15 protein-coding genes and 4 pseudogenes are annotated in these 17,559 nt (G+C 69.5%); 16 read left to right on the top strand and 3 right to left on the bottom strand.

Going from position 1 to position 17,559, the window contains the following annotated elements; genetic code table 11:
- Position 1: 1 nt before the first annotated feature.
- A complete protein-coding gene (locus ACWD35_RS17860; protein WP_451352189.1) occupies positions 2-268 on the bottom strand; it encodes a toxin-antitoxin system HicB family antitoxin in 267 nt (88 codons plus the stop codon).
- Positions 269-416: 148 nt separating this feature from the next.
- Between ACWD35_RS17860 and ACWD35_RS17855 the strand changes: the two genes are divergently transcribed.
- The 7 genes from ACWD35_RS17855 (at position 417) to ACWD35_RS17825 (ending at position 8,635) form a co-directional block, all read left to right on the top strand.
- Entirely contained in the window at positions 417-1,229 is an 813-nt protein-coding gene (locus ACWD35_RS17855) for an ABC transporter ATP-binding protein (protein ID WP_451352188.1), read from the top strand.
- Positions 1,230-1,233: 4 nt separating this feature from the next.
- Complete coding sequence (locus ACWD35_RS17850; protein WP_451352187.1) at positions 1,234-3,801, top strand: ABC transporter permease; 2,568 nt, start codon at positions 1,234-1,236, stop codon at positions 3,799-3,801.
- A 129-nt stretch (positions 3,802-3,930) separates the two neighbouring features.
- Positions 3,931-4,854 carry an LLM class F420-dependent oxidoreductase gene (locus tag ACWD35_RS17845; RefSeq protein WP_451352186.1) on the top strand — a complete coding sequence of 308 codons (924 nt, stop codon included), beginning with the start codon at positions 3,931-3,933 and terminating at the stop codon, positions 4,852-4,854.
- Between the two features lie 57 nt (positions 4,855-4,911).
- Complete coding sequence (locus ACWD35_RS17840) at positions 4,912-5,337, top strand: GNAT family N-acetyltransferase (RefSeq protein ID WP_451352185.1); 426 nt, start codon at positions 4,912-4,914, stop codon at positions 5,335-5,337.
- A 35-nt stretch (positions 5,338-5,372) separates the two neighbouring features.
- Positions 5,373-6,716 carry a hemolysin family protein gene (locus ACWD35_RS17835; RefSeq protein ID WP_451352184.1) on the top strand — a complete coding sequence of 448 codons (1,344 nt, stop codon included), beginning with the start codon at positions 5,373-5,375 and terminating at the stop codon, positions 6,714-6,716.
- Positions 6,713-7,726 carry a hemolysin family protein gene (locus ACWD35_RS17830; RefSeq protein ID WP_451352183.1) on the top strand — a complete coding sequence of 338 codons (1,014 nt, stop codon included), beginning with the start codon at positions 6,713-6,715 and terminating at the stop codon, positions 7,724-7,726. The genes ACWD35_RS17835 and ACWD35_RS17830 overlap by 4 nt, the downstream gene beginning before the upstream one ends.
- Positions 7,727-7,786: 60 nt before the next feature.
- Positions 7,787-8,635, top strand: coding sequence for an SGNH/GDSL hydrolase family protein (locus ACWD35_RS17825; RefSeq protein ID WP_451352182.1), 849 nt, complete (start codon positions 7,787-7,789; stop codon positions 8,633-8,635).
- A gap of 80 nt (positions 8,636-8,715) precedes the next feature.
- Here the strand turns inward: ACWD35_RS17825 and ACWD35_RS17820 are convergent, their stop codons facing one another.
- Both ACWD35_RS17820 and ACWD35_RS17815 read right to left on the bottom strand, forming a co-directional pair.
- The gene (locus ACWD35_RS17820; protein ID WP_451352181.1) at positions 8,716-9,033 is read right to left on the bottom strand and encodes a hypothetical protein; all 318 of its coding nucleotides are present in this window, start codon (positions 9,031-9,033) and stop codon (positions 8,716-8,718) included.
- A 1,156-nt stretch (positions 9,034-10,189) separates the two neighbouring features.
- Entirely contained in the window at positions 10,190-10,759 is a 570-nt protein-coding gene (locus ACWD35_RS17815; RefSeq protein ID WP_451352180.1) for a hypothetical protein, read from the bottom strand.
- A 409-nt stretch (positions 10,760-11,168) separates the two neighbouring features.
- On the opposite strand from ACWD35_RS17815, the gene ACWD35_RS17810 reads away from it, so the two are divergent.
- The 9 genes and pseudogenes from ACWD35_RS17810 to ACWD35_RS17770 all read left to right on the top strand — a co-directional run bounded on the left by ACWD35_RS17810 (position 11,169) and on the right by ACWD35_RS17770 (position 17,465).
- Positions 11,169-13,760 (top strand): helix-turn-helix transcriptional regulator, encoded by a 2,592-nt coding sequence (locus ACWD35_RS17810; protein WP_451352179.1) that lies wholly within the window; start codon positions 11,169-11,171, stop codon positions 13,758-13,760.
- 5 nt (positions 13,761-13,765) lie between these two features.
- Positions 13,766-14,095: a hypothetical protein gene (locus tag ACWD35_RS17805; protein ID WP_451352178.1), complete on the top strand. Its 330-nt coding sequence runs from the start codon at positions 13,766-13,768 to the stop codon at positions 14,093-14,095.
- A gap of 392 nt (positions 14,096-14,487) precedes the next feature.
- Positions 14,488-14,697: pseudogene (locus ACWD35_RS17800) on the top strand (DUF6303 family protein); the annotation flags it as partial.
- Complete coding sequence (locus ACWD35_RS17795) at positions 14,694-15,551, top strand: DUF2637 domain-containing protein (protein WP_451352177.1); 858 nt, start codon at positions 14,694-14,696, stop codon at positions 15,549-15,551. The pseudogene ACWD35_RS17800 and the gene ACWD35_RS17795, both read left to right, overlap by 4 nt.
- Before the next feature lie 27 nt (positions 15,552-15,578).
- Positions 15,579-15,888 (top strand): annotated as a pseudogene (locus tag ACWD35_RS17790) (RRQRL motif-containing zinc-binding protein).
- Positions 15,889-15,935: 47 nt separating this feature from the next.
- A pseudogene (locus ACWD35_RS17785) lies at positions 15,936-16,148 on the top strand (transposase); the annotation flags it as partial.
- A 360-nt stretch (positions 16,149-16,508) separates the two neighbouring features.
- A complete protein-coding gene (locus ACWD35_RS17780; protein WP_451352176.1) occupies positions 16,509-16,913 on the top strand; it encodes a hypothetical protein in 405 nt (134 codons plus the stop codon).
- Between the two features lie 90 nt (positions 16,914-17,003).
- A pseudogene (locus ACWD35_RS17775) lies at positions 17,004-17,174 on the top strand (endonuclease domain-containing protein); the annotation flags it as partial.
- A gap of 3 nt (positions 17,175-17,177) precedes the next feature.
- A complete protein-coding gene (locus ACWD35_RS17770; RefSeq protein WP_451352175.1) occupies positions 17,178-17,465 on the top strand; it encodes a hypothetical protein in 288 nt (95 codons plus the stop codon).
- Positions 17,466-17,559 lie beyond the last annotated feature (94 nt).

Genomic DNA, 17,559 nt, shown 5'->3' with positions numbered 1-17,559 from the left:
CTCAGCGGCGCCCGTCGCCGGTAGCGGTGCCGGTGCCCGTGCCCGTGCCGGAGCCGCGCGTCTCGGCGAACTCCTCGGCGAACACTGACTCGTACTGCTTCATGAAGTCGGCGGCGGCCTCCACGAACGTGCGGCCGGCTTCCCCCGCGTCCTGTCTGACCAGCTCTTCGATGTAGCGGTTGACGCTCATCCCGCGGGCCAGGGCGCGCTCACGGGCCGCGCGGGCGGTGTCCTCGTCCACGCGCACGTTCAGCTGGGTCTTCGCCATGCCTCGAAGCTAGCGCCGGGACGCTAGCGGCAGCAAGGGAGTGCGGCAAGCGGAGGCCGCCCCCGACGGGATTCCGGTTGTGCGACCGGTCAGAATAGGGTCGGCTCGGACCAAGGAGTCGGGACCTCGAGGCGACCGGGAGGCAGTCTTGTCCACAACAACTGCGGAGCAGGCCCCGGACCGCGCGCCGGGCGACACGATCGCGGCCCGCGCCCGCGGGCTGACCAAGGCGTACGGCTCGGGCGAGACGGCGGTGCTCGCCCTGGACTCGGTGGACGTGGACATCGCGCGCGGGCGCTTCACCGCGGTGATGGGTCCTTCGGGCTCGGGCAAGTCCACACTGATGCACTGCCTCGCCGGCCTCGACACGGTGTCGGCCGGTCAGGTGTGGCTGGGCGACACCGAGATCACGGGACTGAAGGAACGGGAACTCACCCGGCTGCGGCGGGACCGGATCGGGTTCATGTTCCAGTCGTTCAACCTCATCCCGACGCTGAACGCGGCTGAGAACATCACCCTGCCGATGGACATCGCGGGCAAGAAGCCCGACCAGGCGTGGCTGGACCAGGTCATCGACACGCTCGGCCTGCGCGGACGCCTGACCCACCGCCCGGCGCAGCTCTCCGGCGGCCAGCAGCAGCGCGTCGCCTGCGCGCGGGCGCTGGCCTCCCGGCCGGAGCTGATCTTCGCCGACGAACCGACCGGCAACCTGGACTCGCGGGCCGGTCTGGAGGTGCTGGGCTTCCTGCGCAGCGCGGTGGACGACCTCGGGCAGACCGTCGTCATGGTCACCCACGACCCCGGCGCCGCCGCCCACTCCGACCTCGTGCTGTTCCTCGCCGACGGGCGGATCGTGGACCAGATGGAACGGCCCACGGCCGACGCCGTACTCGAACGGATGAAACGGTTCGACGTCGTACGCGAGCGGCTCGCCGACGACCTGACCGCCCAGGAGGGCTGACCACGTGCTGAAGGCGACCCTGAGGAGTTTCCTCGCGCACAAGGGGCGGCTGGCCCTGTCCGCGCTGGCCGTGATCCTGTCCGTGGCGTTCGTCTCGGGCAGCCTGATCTTCTCCGACACCGTCACGCGCACCTTCGACCGGCTGTTCGCCTCCACCGCCGCCGATGTGACGGTGGAGCCGAAGGAGGAGCTGAAGTCCCGTGTGGCGAGCGGTGCGGCGCAGACCGTGCCCGCCGCGCTGCGGGACCAGGTGGCACAGGTCGACGGGGTCGCGGCGGCGCACGCGGACGTGTCGGTGCAGAACGTCGTGGTGGTCGACAGCCACAACAAGAACGTCGGCCCGACCACCGGCGCCCCGACCATCGCCACCGCCTGGTACGTCACCGAGCGCAGCCCGGTGAAGCTGACCTCGGGCCATGCCCCGAACGGCGCCCACGAGGCGCTGCTGGACGCGGACACCGCGGACAAGAAGCACGTGCGCATTGGCGACGCGCTGACCCTCCAGGCGCAGCCCGGCACGGTCGAGGTCCGCGTGGTGGGCATCGCCACCTTCACCACGACCAACCCGGGCGCGGCCCTGGTGTACCTGGACCCGGCGGTGGCGGGCCGGGAGCTGCTCGGGTCCGCCGCGAAGGCCACCAGCATCTCGGTGGACGCGGCGAAGGGTGTCACCGACGCGGAGCTGAAGCGCCGTATCGGTGCCGCGATCGGCACCGGCACCTACGACGTGAAGACCGCCGACGAGCAGGCCAAGTCGGCCGCGGCCTCCCTCGGCGGCTTCCTGGACGTGATCAAGTACGTGATGCTGGGCTTCGCCGGTGTCGCGGTGCTGGTCGGTGTCTTCCTCATCGTCAACACCTTCTCCATGCTGATCGCCCAGCGCACCCGCGAACTGGGCCTGATGCGGGCGCTGGGCGCGGACCGGCGGCAGGTGCGGCGCTCGGTGCTCACGGAGGCGCTGCTGCTCGGGCTCGTCGGCTCGACGCTGGGGCTCGCGGCCGGGATCGGGCTGGCGGCCGGTCTGATCCGGCTGATGGGCGCCTTCGGCATGAACCTGAAGGCCACGGAGATGGTCATCGGCTGGTCCACGCCCGTCGTGGCGTACGTCGTCGGCATCGGCGTCACCTTCGTCGCCGCGTATCTGCCCGCGCGGCGCGCGGCGGCCGTCTCGCCGATGGCGGCGCTCGCGGACGCCGAAGTCGCCGGGGTGGGCAAGCCCTTGAAGATGCGGGCGATCGCCGGGTCGGTGGTCGGGCTGGCCGGTGCGGCTGCGCTGGCCGGGTGTGCGGCGGCGACGAAGACCGCCTCGGCGGCCTCGCTGCTGGGTCTCGGTGTGGTCCTGACGCTGATCGCGACCGTGGTCGCCGGACCACTGCTGGTGCGGCCGGTGATCCGCGTCCTGGGCGGGGCCTTCCCCGCGTTGTTCGGCTCGGTGGGCCGGATGAGCCAGCGCAACGCCCTGCGCAATCCGCGCCGTACCGGCGCCACGGCCGCCGCGCTGATGGTGGGCCTCGCCCTGGTCGGCGGGATGTCGGTGGCGAGCGCCTCCCTCTCGGCGTCGTTCGACCAGCAGATCGACAAGACGCTGGGCGCCGACTTCATCGTCCAGAACACCAACTTCACGCCGTTCACCAAGCAGATCACGGACAAGGTGGCCGCCACGGACGGCGTCGGCCTCGTCGTACGGCAGCGGTTCACCCCTGTCGCCGTACAGCTGCCGGACGGCTCGCGCGTGAAGACGGCCGCCGCCGGATACGGGCCGCGGCTCGACGACGTCGTGCACCTCACGTACGCCCAGGGCGGCTCGGCGGCGGCGCTGGCGGACGGGCACATGGCGATGGACGTCGACTTCGCGAAGGACCACCATGTGCGGGTCGGCAGCGTGCTCCCGGTCGAGTTCCCCGGCGGACGCCACACCGAGCTGACGGTCGGTGCGCTCACCGACCAGGGCACCGCCGGCGGCTTCGGCACCCAGGGCGGCATGTTCTTCGGGCTCGCGACGGTCGAGAAGTACGTGCCCGACGGGCAGGAGTCCTCGCTCTACGTCAACGCGGCCCCCGGCACGACGGCGAAGGACCTGCGCACCCGCCTGGAACGGGAACTCACGCCGTTCCCACAGGTCCAGGTACGCAACCAGGCCGACTACAAGAAGCTGGTGCACGACCAGATCGCCGTGCTGCTCTACCTCGTGTACGCCCTGCTGGGCCTCGCGATCGTCATCGCCGTGCTCGGCGTGGTCAACACCCTCGCTCTGTCGGTGGTGGAGCGCACCCGGGAGATCGGGCTGCTGCGCGCGATCGGACTCGGCCGGCGGCAGCTGCGCCGGATGATCCGGCTGGAGTCGGTGGTGATCGCGGTGTTCGGCGCGGTCCTCGGTCTCGGGCTCGGCCTCGTGTGGGGCGTGTGCATGCAGCAGGTACTGGCGCTGCGCGGCCTGACGGCGCTGGCGTTCCCCTGGGGGACGATCGTCGCGGTCGTGATCGGTTCGGCGGTGGTGGGCATCGTGGCGGCACTGCTGCCGGCGCTGCGGGCCTCGCGGATGAACGTGCTGGCGGCGATCGCGCACGAGTGAGCTGCGAGGCCCGGCGGCGGGTGCCGACCGTGCCCCGCGAGCGAACTCGGTGGCGGCCGTCCGGGCGCGGTGATGGAATCGTGACGCACGATCAGGTCGATCAAGTCGCCTTCCGCACAGGGGGATTCCATGCCGCGCCCGTTCCGCTTCGGGGTCAATCTGCTCACGCCCGCGCCCGCCACCGAGTGGCGCGCCAAGTGCCGGCGTGCCGAGGAGCAGGGGTACGACGTGATCCTCGTCCCCGATCACCTCGGCATGCCGGCGCCGTTCCCGGCGCTGGTCGCGGCGGCCGAGGCCACCGAGCGGCCCCGGGTCGGCACGTTCGTGCTCAACGCGGGCTTCTGGAACCCCGCGCTGCTGGCCCGCGAGGTGGCCACCACGGACGCGCTGACCGGCGGCCGGCTCGAACTCGGCCTCGGCACCGGGTACGTACAGGCCGAGCACGAGGCGGCGGGGCTGCCGTACGGCTCGCCGCGCGAGCGGGTCGACCATCTCCGGCGCACGATCGAGGAACTGGACCGGCTGCTGGGGTCTGAGGAGCTCCCCCACTCTCGGCTTCGCTCGAGCGGGGGGACGCCCATGCCTCGCCCCGCCCAGTCCCGGGTGCCGCTGCTCATCGGCGCGAACGGCGACCGGATGCTGCGCCTGACCGCCGAGCACGCGGACATCGCGGCCTTCACGGGAGCCCGGCCGGGGAAGACCCCCGGGTCGCTCGAGCCGCTCACCGCGGAAGAGCTGGACGGGCGGGTGGCCCTCTACCGGGAGCGGGCCGCGGGACGGGCGGAACCGGCCGAGCTGAACCTGCTGATCCAGCTCGTGGCCGTCACCGACGACCCCGGGCCCGTGCTCGAGCCGCTGCTGGAGCGGCAGCCGCAGCTGACGCTGAAGCAGGCGCTGGACCTGCCCATCGTGCTGGTCGGGCCCCTCGACGACCTCGTCGGGCGGGTACGGGCGCTGCGCGAGCGGTTCGGGTTCTCGTACCTGACGGTCCTGGAGCCGTCCATGGAGGCGTTCGCTCCGGTCATGGAGCGGCTGCGCGAGGAGTGCGCATAGCGTTCGCATGGCGAAAATCCCTGGCACCGCCACGGCCTCGCGTGCTGGGCTGAGTTCATGATCGAACTGCGCATACGCCCTGCCCTGCCGGACGACCTCGACGCCGTGCTCGCCTTCTGGAAGAAGGCCGCCGAGGGCACCAGCATCAGCGACGACCGCGAGGGGGTGGAGCGGCTGGTCGCCCGCGACCCCGAGACGCTGATCCTCGCCGAGCAGAACGGGGAGCTGGTCGGCACGGTGATCGCGGGCTTCGACGGCTGGCGGTGCCATCTGTACCGGCTCGCGGTGCATCCGGAGCGGCGTCGGCAGGGCATCGGCTCGGCGCTGCTGGCCGCCGCCGAGGAGCGGTTCGTACGGCTGGGCGGACGGCGCGCGGACGCGATGGTGCTGGTGCGCAACGAGCGGGCGCAGCATGCGTGGCGTGCGGCCGGGTACGGGCCGCAGGAGCAGTGGAGGCGCTGGGTGAAGCCACTGGCAGACTGACCCGCCCTGTCCGATCATGGGACAGGGGTGACCCGATGACCGAAGTGCTGCTCCTTCTGGTGGCGATCCTGCTGTCGCTCGCCTGCGGCGTCTTCGTGGCGGCGGAGTTCTCGCTGACCACGGTCGAGCGCGGTGAGCTGGAGCGGGCCGCCGAGCGTGGCGAGCGCGGTGCCCCGGGCGCCCTGAAGGCCGCACGGAACCTGACCTTCCAGCTGTCCGGCGCCCAGCTCGGCATCACCGTGACCAACCTGATCGTCGGCATGCTCGCCCAGCCGTCGATCGCCGCGCTGCTCGCCGGACCGTTCCGCGCGCTGGGTCTGTCGCGCGGAGCGGCGAATTCGGTGGCGCTGGTGCTGGGCACGGGTCTGTCGACGGTGTTCCTGATGGTCGTCGGCGAGCTGGTGCCGAAGAACTGGGCGATCTCCTCGCCGCTGGCCGTGGCGAAGCGGGTCGGCAACGCCCAGCGCTGGTTCAGCGCGGCCTTCCGGCCCTTCATCACCCACCTCAACAACACGGCGAACCATGTGGTGCGCCTGTTCGGCATCGAGCCCGCCGAGGAGCTGGCCTCCGCGCGCGGGCGGCAGGAGCTGGCGGCTGTCGCCCGGCACTCCGCCCTGGAGGGTGCCCTGGAGGCGGACACCGCCGAGCTGTTCGTGCGGACGCTGAAGCTGGCCGACCTGACCGCGGAGAACGTGATGACCCCGCGCGTCCAGATGGTCGCCCTGGACACCCAGGCGACCTGCGAGGACGTGGCCAACGCGACCCGGGCGACCGGCCTGTCCCGGTTCCCGGTCTACCGGGGCAGCCTGGACTCGGTCGTCGGCATCGCCCACATCAAGGACGTGCTGGCCCTGCACGCCGAGGACCGGCCCCGCCGCTCCGTAGCCCAGGTCATGCGCGAACCCCTGCTCGTGCCCGAGTCCCTCACGGTCGACCGGCTGCTGGACCGGCTCTCCGGCAGGCGCACCATGGCCGTCGTCATCGACGAGTACGGCGGTACGGCGGGCGTCGCCACGCTGGAGGACATCGTCGAGGAGGTCGTCGGCGAGGTGCGCGACGAGCACGACCCGCACGAGACACCCGACCTCGCCCCGGCCGGAGCCGACGAAGAGGGCCGGGCTCTGTACTCGGCGGACGGCGCCGCCCGCACCGACCAGCTGGAGCGGGTGGGTCTGCGCGTGCCGGAGGGGCCGTACGAGACGCTGGCCGGCCTCGTCGCCACCGAGCTGGGACGCATACCCCAGGTCGGGGACACCGTCGAGGTCGCCGGCTGGCGGCTGGACGTGGTGGACGCCGCGGGCCGCCGGGCGGCTCGCGTGGTGCTGCACGCGCCGCTGGACGACGCGCGCGGCGACGAGCGGACGAAGGGGGCGCGATGACCGTCGTACAGCTGCTGATCGGCCTGGCGACGCTGGTCCTCAACGCCGTCTTCGTGGGCGCCGAGTTCGCGCTGATCTCGGTGCGCCGCTCCCAGGTCGAGCCGCGCGCCGAGAAGGGCGACCTGCGCGCGAAGGCCGTGCTGTGGGGCCTGAAGCACGTCTCCGCGCTGCTGGCCGCCGCCCAGCTCGGCATCACCCTGTGCACGCTGGTCCTGGGCGTGGTCGCCGAACCGGCGATCGCGCACCTGCTGGAGCCGGTGTTCCACGCGCTCGGCGTGTCCGAGAGCGCGGGCCACGCCGTGTCGTTCGTGATCGCGCTGGCCCTGGCCACGTACCTGCACATGCTGCTGGGCGAGATGGTGCCCAAGAACATCGCGCTGGCCGAACCGGTGCGCAGCGCGCTGCTGCTCGGCCCTCCCCTGGTGACCCTCGCCCGTGCGCTGCGCCCGGTGATCTTCGGCGTCAACGCCTTCGCGAACGGGCTGCTGAAGGTGCTCCGGGTGGAGGCCACGGGGGAGGTCGCGGCGACCTTCACGGACGCCCAGCTCATCGAGATCGTCAAGGACGCCAGTCTGGCGGGTCTGATCGACGACCGGGCGCAGGAGCGGTTGCACGACGCCCTGGAGCTGGGCAGCAGACCCGTGCGGGACGTGGTGGTCCCGCTGGAGCGGGTGGTGTACGCGCGCGTGGGCGTCACCGCGGAACAGCTGGAGCGGCTGTCGGCGTCCTCGGGCTACTCCCGGTTCCCGGTGGTCGACGAGGGGCGCCGGATCGTGGGCTACCTGCATGTGAAGGACGCGCTCGACGCCTTGCCGCGGGACCTGCCGTTCCGGCTGCGGGACATGCGGCCCATCGCGCGTGTGCGGGAGGCCACCCCGCTGGACGACGTGCTCACCGCGATGCGCGGCAGCCGTACGCACCTGGCGGCCGTGCTCGGGGAAGACGGACGGCTGGCCGGCCTGGTGACGATGGAGGACGTGCTGCGGGAGCTGTTCGGCCAGCCTGCGTGAGGCGGTGGGCCGGGGCCGACCGACCGGCGGGTATGGGACCGGGATACGATCGCTCACGCCATGCAGACGAATCCCACAACTCCCACGCACACCAGCCTGGTCGCGGTCGGCGACTCGTTCACCGAGGGCATGTCGGACCTGCTGCCCGACGGCTCGTACCGGGGCTGGGCCGACCTGCTGGCCGCGCGGATGGCGGCCGGCACCGCCGGGTTCCGGTACGCCAATCTCGCCGTGCGCGGGAAGCTGATCGGGCAGATCGTGACCGAGCAGGTGGACGTGGCGGCGGCCATGAACGCCGACGTGGTCACGCTGGTCGGCGGCCTGAACGACACCCTGCGGCCCAACTGCGACATGGGCCGGGTGCGGGGGCTGCTGACCGAGGCGGTGGAGCGGCTGGCCCCGTCCTGCAAGCAGCTGGTGCTGATGCGCAGCCCCGGCCGGCAGGGCCCGGTGCTGGAGCGGTTCCGGCCGCGCATGGAGGAGCTGTTCGCCTGCGTGGACGAGCTGGCCGAGCGGCACGGCGCGCTGGTGGTCGACCTGTACGGGGCTCCCGCGCTGGGCGACCCCCGGCTGTGGGACGTGGACCGGCTGCATCTGACGGCCGAGGGGCACCGCCGGGTCGCCGAGGCGGTGTGGCAGACGCTCGGCTACGAGCCCGAGGACGCCGAATGGCGTACCCCGATGCCGGCCACGCCGCCTCCGGGCTGGGCGGCGCGGCGGGTCGCGGACGCACGGTTCGCCCGGCAACACCTGCTGCCGTGGATAGGCCGCCGCCTCACCGGCCGCTCCTCCGGGGACGGCCGGACAGGCGCCCAGTTTAGCGCTGAGCTGGGCAAAGCCTTCTGGGTCACCCCTGCGGACCACACAAACCCCGGCCCTGTGACGGACTGGCGACGGGTGGGGCCCTGACCCGGAGCCCAGCCCGGCTGCCATTCACCGATTAAGCGCGGGGCCTCACCCGCACGACACCTGCAGCCGCCGGACCGACGTCACGCCGCGAGTCGTACGGCATCCTGAGCGAGGACCTGCGTCCGGCCGACCTCAACGACCGGCCTCCTGTAGCTCACGGCGAGCCCGGAGCGTGTGGTGAACTTCACCAGTTCGCATCGCAGCACACCCAAGGCCGGAACAGCCGCCACGTCCAGGGCAGCAGCCAACGCGGGTAGCTCGGCAGCGAGTTCCCACGAGGTCGACACGAAAGAGAACACACCCAGCTCGGGGAGATCCGCCAGTCGGAAGCCGATTCGGACTTCCGGCATCGGCCCGCTACCTGCCTGGGCTGCCGCCTTGCGGTCAGCCAGGCTCATCGGACAATCACACAGCGATCCACGTGCGCCCGCTGGCTCCAAGAACCGGGTTCCGTCGCAGACATGGAAAGTCTCACCCAGGTCCGCGCATCACCATCCGAAGCGAAACGGCCCCCCTGCCATCCAGCAAGACAGGAACGCGATCGCAGCGAGTCAGGACCTCAACGACATATTCATCGCCGGTGTCCAACAGCTGCGACACACCTCCATAGAACCCACCCAGAGCGTCAGCGATCGCATGGTCCTCCGTCGTGATGCGCCACGCCGACACCGCAATGGGCCTTCCACCTCGCTGTCGCGCCACATGGAACCGGCCCACGGGATCGGCTGCGGATACGCCCGGCAGATCCGCCCCATCGTCGTCGAGCTTCTGATCCCGGCTGGGGCTATGGTGCGGGTGGGGAGCCATGATCTTCCTCCGGCGCGATGTTCAGAGGCTCCGAGGATCCAAAGTGCTCGCCGCTTGGCCTAACCGGAATTCACGTGTAGAGAGATCCCAGCCCGCACGTCATCAGGTCCGATCAGTTCCACCACCACCGCAACGTCAACGGCGACCCAACCGCGTACCTATGCATTACGAGTTGTCCGATCTTGGTCCGCGGGCATCGACGGATGTCCGCGCGGACCGGCCCGGATGCCTGCGGAGTCAGGGGCAACTGAGACCGCAACTGAGACAGTGGCGCCTACGGCTCGGCGGTCGTAACTCGGCCGCGCCGAACAGCCTTGTCCGAGCTGAGCCACTGAGCGATGCGCACCGTTACCGAGACGACACTCGTCGGACGGCGCCGATTCTCTTCAGCGCCGGCGGCGCCCAGGCTCAGGGTGACACGGGACTCATCCCGCCTCTGAGCAACATTCCACTCCTTCGGCTCTCCTACCCCATGACACTGGCGCGACACGGCGACGACAGAAAGCAGACGACCACCAACACCAACAGCGGGACCCCAGGCTCCACAGTTCGCCGCGGAAACTCTCCCGCTGCTGCGCGGGTCACTGATTAACTTCCAGGTCTGTTACCCGAAGGGGCAGGACGGGTCGATGAGCACACTCACCGGCAATCAGAACCTCAACTGCCACCAGAGCTGAGGCGCGACGCCCGCACCGAAACAGTTCGGCGGCCGGTGAATTTACATCACCGGCCGTCGGACCGTGAAGTTCAGCCATTGTTGTTGTTATTGTTGTTGTTCCCGCCTCCGCCGTTGTTGTTATTGTTGTTGTTGTTCGCGCCTCCGCCGTTGTTGTTATTGTTGTTGTTGTTCGCGCCTCCGCCGTTGTTGTTGTTATTGTTGTTGTTGTTCCCGCCTCCGCCGTTGTTGTTATTGTTGTTGTTGTTGTTCGCGCCTCCGCCGTTGTTGTTGTTATTGTTGTTGTTGTTCCCGCCTCCGCCGTTGTTGTTATTGTTGTTGTTGTTGTTCCCGCCTCCGCCGTTGTTGTTGTTATTGTTGTTGTTGCGGTGGCCCTTCTTCTTGCCGTTGCCGTTGTTATTGTTGTTGTTGTTGTTGTTTCCACCTCCGCCGTTGTTGTTATTGTTGTTGTTGTTGTTGTTTCCACCTCCGCCGTTGTTGTTATTGTTGTTGTTGTTTCCGCCGTTGTCACTCGGCGCCATCGCGTGAGCGGCCGTAGGCGCCGGGGCGGCGAAGGCGGCGGTGGGTACCAGGGCGCCTCCCGCGGCCATCGCGGCCGACGCGGTCAGCACGGCAGTACGCTTTGCGATCTTCTTCAGCATGGTGATCCCTTTTCGATGAGTACGGATTGGGCGCCGATTCGAAGCCCAATTCATTTGCGGAGGATTTTCTCCGAGTGGGCCATCCATTCGACCTGCCGACTCAATTACACCCCGAACTCCGCCCGCGCCATTCCCCGAAATCTCGGGACTTGGCAGACGACGGCGACCTGCTCTGTTTCCTTCGCTCTCTTTGGCCGGTTTGAGCCGCGAGAACCGGGGAATTCGAGCCCGCCTCTTTTGTCAGCATGCTCTGCCGCAGCCGGGGGCACATCGGGTGCCCCCCCCAAGTTCCGCCCCGGCACACCCCACGTCCCACCCCAGAATCCCGGGACAACACCCCATCTGCGGACCTGTCTTGATCGTCTGGATCTTTTGCGCGGCTCCGGCTACAGAGGGATACTGGCCGGTAATGGACCTGCTAGAGCGAGAGGCGGTACTCCAGGACCTCACCGGTCACCTGCAGGATGCCGTGAGCCGCCCTGGACGTATGGCCCTCGTACGCGGCGAGGCCGGCATCGGCAAGACCAGCGTCGTCAACCGTCTTGCCCAGCTGGCCGATCCCCATATCCGGGTCCTGGTCGGCGCCTGTGACCCGCTGGCCACCCCCCGCCCCCTGGGCCCGCTGATGGACCTGGCCCCGCACTTGGGCCCGGCGGCGCGCACCGCCCTGACCGGGGCGCTGGCCGGCACCTGCCGTTCCGACGAGGTCTTCGACCGCCTCCTCGCCGACCTGAGCTCCTACCCCAGCCTGCTGGTCGTGGAGGACGTCCACTGGGCCGATGAGGCCACGATGGACCTGCTGCGTTACCTGGCCCGGCGGCTGCCGAGCGTTCCGGCACTGGTGGTGGTCACCTACCGCGACGACGAGATCGACCGCACCCACGACGTGACCGCTCTCCTCGGCACCCTGGCCGGCTATCCCTGGGTGCAGCGCCACGACCTGGCCCCGTTGAGCCGTCGGGCCGTGGCCCGGCTGGCCGCCGGACACGCCGTCGATGCCCAGCAGCTGTATCACGTCTCCGCCGGCAACCCCTTCATCGTCACCGAGATCCTGGCCGCCCCCGCCGAGTCCATCCCGGCCACGGTGCGCGAGGCCGTCGCCGGCCGCCTGGCCGGCCTGTCGGCCGCGGCACGTGGGGTCGTCGACGTGCTGGCCGTCCTGGGGCGCCGGGTCTCGCTGCCTCTGCTGGCCAGCATGCTGTCGGCCCCGGAGAAGGCGCTCGACGAGGCCGTGGCCTGTGGAATCGTGCAGACCGACGGGCAGGTGACCGAGTTCCGCCAGGAGCTGACCAGGCTGGCGGTACTGGAGTCCGTCCCCGCCCCCTACCGTCTGCGGGTGCACCGGCAGGTGCTGACGGCGATGCGGTCCCGCCCGGTCGCCGCGGACGATCTGGCCCTGCTGGCCGATCACGCCGAGGGTGCCGGGGATCCGACCGCCGTGCTGGAGTACGCGCCCGCCGCGGCCGCCCATGCCGCCGCGCTGGGCGCGCACCGGGAGGCGGCCGCCCAGTACGCCCGCGCCCTGCGGTACGCCGACCGCCTGCCGCCCGACCAGCACACCTTCCTGCTGGAGGGCCATTCGCAGGCCTGTCTTCTGTCCAGCCGGCTGGACGAGGGGGTCACTTCTCGCCGTAAGGCGGTGAAGCTGCGCCGTGCCCTGGGCGACCGGCTGCGCGAGGGCGAGGATCTGCGCTGGCTGTCGTGCTGGCTGTGGCCGGCCGGGCGGACCGTCGAGGCCAGACGGATCGGCCTGGACGCGGTGCGGGTGCTCGAAGGGCTGGCGCCGAGCCAGGAGTTGGGCCGGGCCTACCTGAACCTCTGCCAGCTCGCCTGCTACGAGCATGCGGGGGTGGCGGTGGCCACCGCCTACGCCGACAAGGCGATCGCTCTGGGTGAGCGCTTCGGCGATCCCGGGGTGGTCGTCCAGGCCCGCTTCCATGCCGCGGCGGCACGTATGCTGAGCGAAGGGTCCGGCTGGGAGGACTGCGAACAGGCGGTGTCCAGCGCGATGGCGCAGGATCTGCCGGAGGACGCGGGTTTCCTGGCGTTCATCATGTGCTGGTTCACCGCGCTGCAGCGTGATGTCGCCCGGACCACCGCGGCCGTGAAACGGGCGGAAGCCTATTGCCTCGATCGCGACCTGTTGTCGTACCTGCTGTGCACGAGGGCCTGGGGCAGCTGGGGGCTGCTGAACCGGGGCCTGTGGCCCCAGGCCGCCGATGCCGCACAGAACGTCCTGTCCCATCCCAGCTCACCACCGGTCGTCCGGGCCCTCGCCTTGACCGTCCTGGGCTTGGTGCGGGCCCACCAGGGCAAGGGCCAGGTGTGGCCGCTGCTGGAGCAGGCGGCGAGCCTGGTCGACTCGAACTGCCTGCTGGACACGGGCCTGGGATGGGAGGCCCGGGTCGAGGCGGCCTGGCTGACCGGTGATCACGAGCTGGTGCGGACGGAGGCACAACGCGGTCTGGACGCGTTGGCGGAGCGTACCCATCCCTGGCTCTCCGGGGCCCTGGCCTGCTGGATCCGCCGTGTCGGAGGGACACCTCCGCAGGTGGCCGCGGCCGGACCCTACGCGCTGGAGCTGGCCGGCGACTGGGCCGGCGCCGCCACCGAGTGGGACAGGCTCGGCTGCCCGTACCACGCCGCGCTGGCCCGCCTGTCCGGTGACGCGCCCGCACTGCACCAGGCTTTGACCGCCTTCGAAGCCCTCGGCGCCCGGTCTGCCGTGGCGGGCACCCGCGCGGTGATGCGTAGCCTCGGTGTCCGCCCGATCCGGCGTGGCCCACGGGCGGCCACTCGGGCCAATCCGTACGGGCTGACCATCCGGGAAATGGATGTCCTCAAGCTGCTGCACGAGGGCCTGTCGGATGCCGAGATCGCCGCTCGCCTCTACATCACCCCCAAGACCGCCGGGCATCACGTAGGCGCGGTACTGAGCAAACTCGGCGTCCACACCCGGCAGGAAGCGGCCCGCAAACTCCACCATTCCGAGCGCGGGTGATGGGAATGCAGAAAGCAGCCTTGCGCGGCGTCAGCCTTGTGGCCGCGGCCGCCTCCTGCTGTATGGCACTCGGCGCATGGGGCGCGGCAACGGCCGAAGCAGGTGCCCTGCCACAGAAATCACAGTCCGCACCCATGAAGTCGAAACTTCGGTGTTATGCGACACGGCGCAACCCGAACGTGACCGTGTGCTACCGGTATTCATGGAAGGCCGAGTACCGGCACGGCGACGTGGTCTATGTCCCGATCCTCATCCAGGTGCCCACGCCTTCGCCTCCGCCGCCCGTGACAATCGTCGACAGTCTGAACGACATTCACCCGACCGACACGGGTTGATCGCGCCTCAGGCGTCGAGAACCTGCCCGGCCTGCTTCACGAGGGGCGGCTCGACGCTCCAGGCGTCGTTGACTGAATGAGGGTAGTCATCGACTGCCCATATCCGCAGGTCAGCGACATGCTAGCCGGATCGACGCTGATCGAATCGGCCTGTAGACGTCGGACGGATCAGTGCGGCCACCGCCCGACATCTGCGAGCTGAGTGGGCGTTAAGTCCGATCTTCCTCGGTTCGTGATCGCTCGATCGTGGTACTGAACGCCGTAGGGACCGCCTGGTGAGCATGTCCATGTTGAGATGCGGGGCGTGGAGAGAGAGCCGTACCTCAGCGATTTATCGGACGAGCAGTGGGCGTTGATTGAGCCGATGACGGAGGCGTGGTAACACGACTGGGCGGTGGCCTGAGCACGACTCTGGCCGTGCCGCACCGGTCCCGACGCTCACGGAACGGGCGGAAGCGCTCAGCGCGCTCGGTGTCGAGCAGGTGCCGGACACGGAGTGACGGTGGGTCGAGGACAGCGAAACCCCTGACCACCCCACTTCGCCGGTGTTCCTGATCGCCGCGACCACCGTACGGACCACTGGAATCGGGGGTGCGGCATGAACCGCAAGGACCGCATCCTTCTGGTTCTCGCGCTGGTCGCGGTGGTCGGCATGGCGTTCCGGGTCTCTTGGAACGCGCTGCGGGACATCGCCAACGCCATTGGGGCCGACGGCATGGCCGCGACGCTCTACCCGTTCGTCGTCGACGGACTGATGGCCCTCGCCCTGGTCGCCACGCTGGTACTGACCGGTGATGCCAAGAAGTTCGCGCTGCGGGTGCTGGGCACGTACACGCTCGCCTCGCTGGTCCTGAACTACGTGCATGGCCTGGTCCCCAAGCTGCACGGCAGCACGGCCGACTGGGACCCTGCGAACTGGGTGCTCGTCCTGCTCGCCACCTCGCTCCCGGTCGGCTCGATCTACTTCGGTTCGGACCTGGTGGCCAAGGTGCTTCACCAGCCCACCCCCGCAGCATGGGAGGCAGTGTGCGAGCCGCACGGGCAGGAATCCGCACCCGCCCCGCACACCCCCGCACACCCCGAACAGGCGCCCACCCCGGTCGCCGCTGACGCCCTAGCAGGCGTACCCGTTCTGGAACCGTCCGCGCTGGTCACGGCCCGTGCGGACGCTGCGCGGGAGACCGATCCGCACACCTCCCGCACGCCCGAGCCTGAAATGGCCGATGACGCGCTGCGGCAGGCGCACTTCGAGGAAGCGGAGTTGGAGCGGATGCGGCAGGACGCACGTCGTGCGTACACCGAGTCCGCACAGGCGGGCCGCCCGCTCAGCGCCCGTGCGCTGGGCGAGGCATTCGGCATGAGCGAGTCCTGGGGACGCAAGCAGATCCTCGCCGTCCGCGACGACGACGAGCCCTCCCGCCCCGTCCTGCGAGCCGTCGACACCGCGACCGTCTGATGGCCGACATCCGTCTACCGGTGGCACCTGGCTCCCGAGGGGCTGGCCACGGTCCGACAACTGCGCGCCCTCGGGTTACGGTCCGGTGGGCAAGGACGTGGCAGCCCAGATGGAGCGTCCGCGGCGCCGCCGCGGGCCGCTGGTCGCCTACCTCTACTCGATCGAGCAGGCAAAGCGCGTCCGGCCGACGACGCCCGCCAAGTGGGCGGCAATAGCCAAAGCCGACGCCGCCCGCCGCAGGTGCCCGGAGTGTGGTCGGGATGCCGGATGCGTCATCCCGCCCTCGCTCGGCATGTGCGTGCCGTGCGCCTATCCCGAGGAACAGCGCGTCGCCTGAACACCACCCGCTCTGAAGGGACTTCCGAGTGAAGACCACACGTCACCGCCCTCGACCTGCTGGCCTGGATGCCCATGCTCGCCTCCACCGGCGACGCCCACTGCTGGGAGCCCAAACGCCTGCGGCTGCGACTGTCCTCTGCCGCAGCCCAGCTGGTGACCACCGGCCGCCGCTGCCTCCGCTTTGCCCGGCACTGGCCTTTCACCCACGTAATCACCGGCGCGTTCGCGCGCATGCAGGCCCTGCCGAACTCCGGCTGACCGGCGGAAACGCTCTGCCTCTACGACCTGAACCCCGCCCCGGAGCCGTGGAACCCGGCGCGACAGCCGGGCCACCGGCCTGCCCATGGCCGGACCGGCAAGCCGAAACGGCCTGCCAGGCGAACTGACGGGCCGTCATAACAATTTGAGGATAATTATTTTATCACCTGGCCTCCAGAGGCGCCATCGGCGCTGAGCCGAGTGTCGCAGACATGCCAGCATCTGGCCTGACATCGCAGGTCGAACCGTTATCGCATGTAGTTCGCACGGAAAGCGTGATGAGGCTGGATGCGGCTCAACGTTTGCATCCTCGAACCAATCGGACAGTTCCCTCGGCTATACGAGGAGAGAGGACGCAAGATGTTCCCGAAGTGCAAGGTGACGCGCAACTGGCGCCAAGACAAAGGCACTCCCTCGCGTCACCCCCGCCTGGGTGCGAGGGCGGCGGCCCTGATCGTGCTCGGCAGCGGGATGGTTGGTCTCTGGTCGGCGCCCATGGCGCACGCCGCAGGTCATGATTCGATCAAGATCTACCGCTCAAGCGGTACCTTCACCGGCCCCGAGCATGGTGCGGACGGCGGCGACGATGGGATCGGAACCTTCGCCGACGACCCGGCGGACTTCAAGGATGATGCAGACGTCGACTCTGCCGACGACCTGGCGGACTTCGTCGACGACGTCTTGTTTCAGATTACCGTCATCGTCAACAACAACAATAACAACAACAATGGCGGTGGCAACAACAACAACAACAACAACAACTGATTTCACGGTCTGGGTGGATGGAAAAGCCATCCACCCAGACCGTGAATTTTGGGTCTGTACGGTCTCCGGTGTAATCGATGACCAAGGAAACTGGAGCGTGTACGGGCTCACCTGCCACGAGTACGAGGAACTCCGGACTCGCGCGCGAGTCCTGCGAGATTCTGCGGCGTCGCCGAGGACGAGGTCCATCGGCAGGTCCTCCGCATCGATCACGACCATGAGACAGGAAAGAGCCGCGGTCTCCTCTGCCCCAGGTGCAATGCCGTGCTGACCTGCTACGACGCCCGCAAGACATGGGGCGAGAACCAGCGGTGGGAGGGAAGGGCCGCCCTGTACGTGGCCATAGCCCGCCTGTGGCAGGCCTACGGCCGCGTGTGCGAGCGGCTGGGCACTGACCGCACGAACGATGTCCTGGACCACATGAAGACCCGGATCTTGGAGCACGGCACCGACGAGGACCGGGCGGATCTTGAGAGGGCCGAGAAGGAAGTGGCCGAGCGCCGCGCTCGCAAGGGCGGCCGGCCGAAGGCGGATCCCTTGGCCGACAGTTGAGGGCCGGGCGGGGCTCCGTCTCACACTCGTCTCACAAACGGGCGCACACGGACCCGCACGCCAGCCTGTTGACCTGTGCTTTCCTACACCCCCT

The organism is Streptomyces sp. NPDC002671, assembly GCF_053592475.1.
This window is presented reverse-complemented; position numbering and strand designations above follow the sequence as displayed.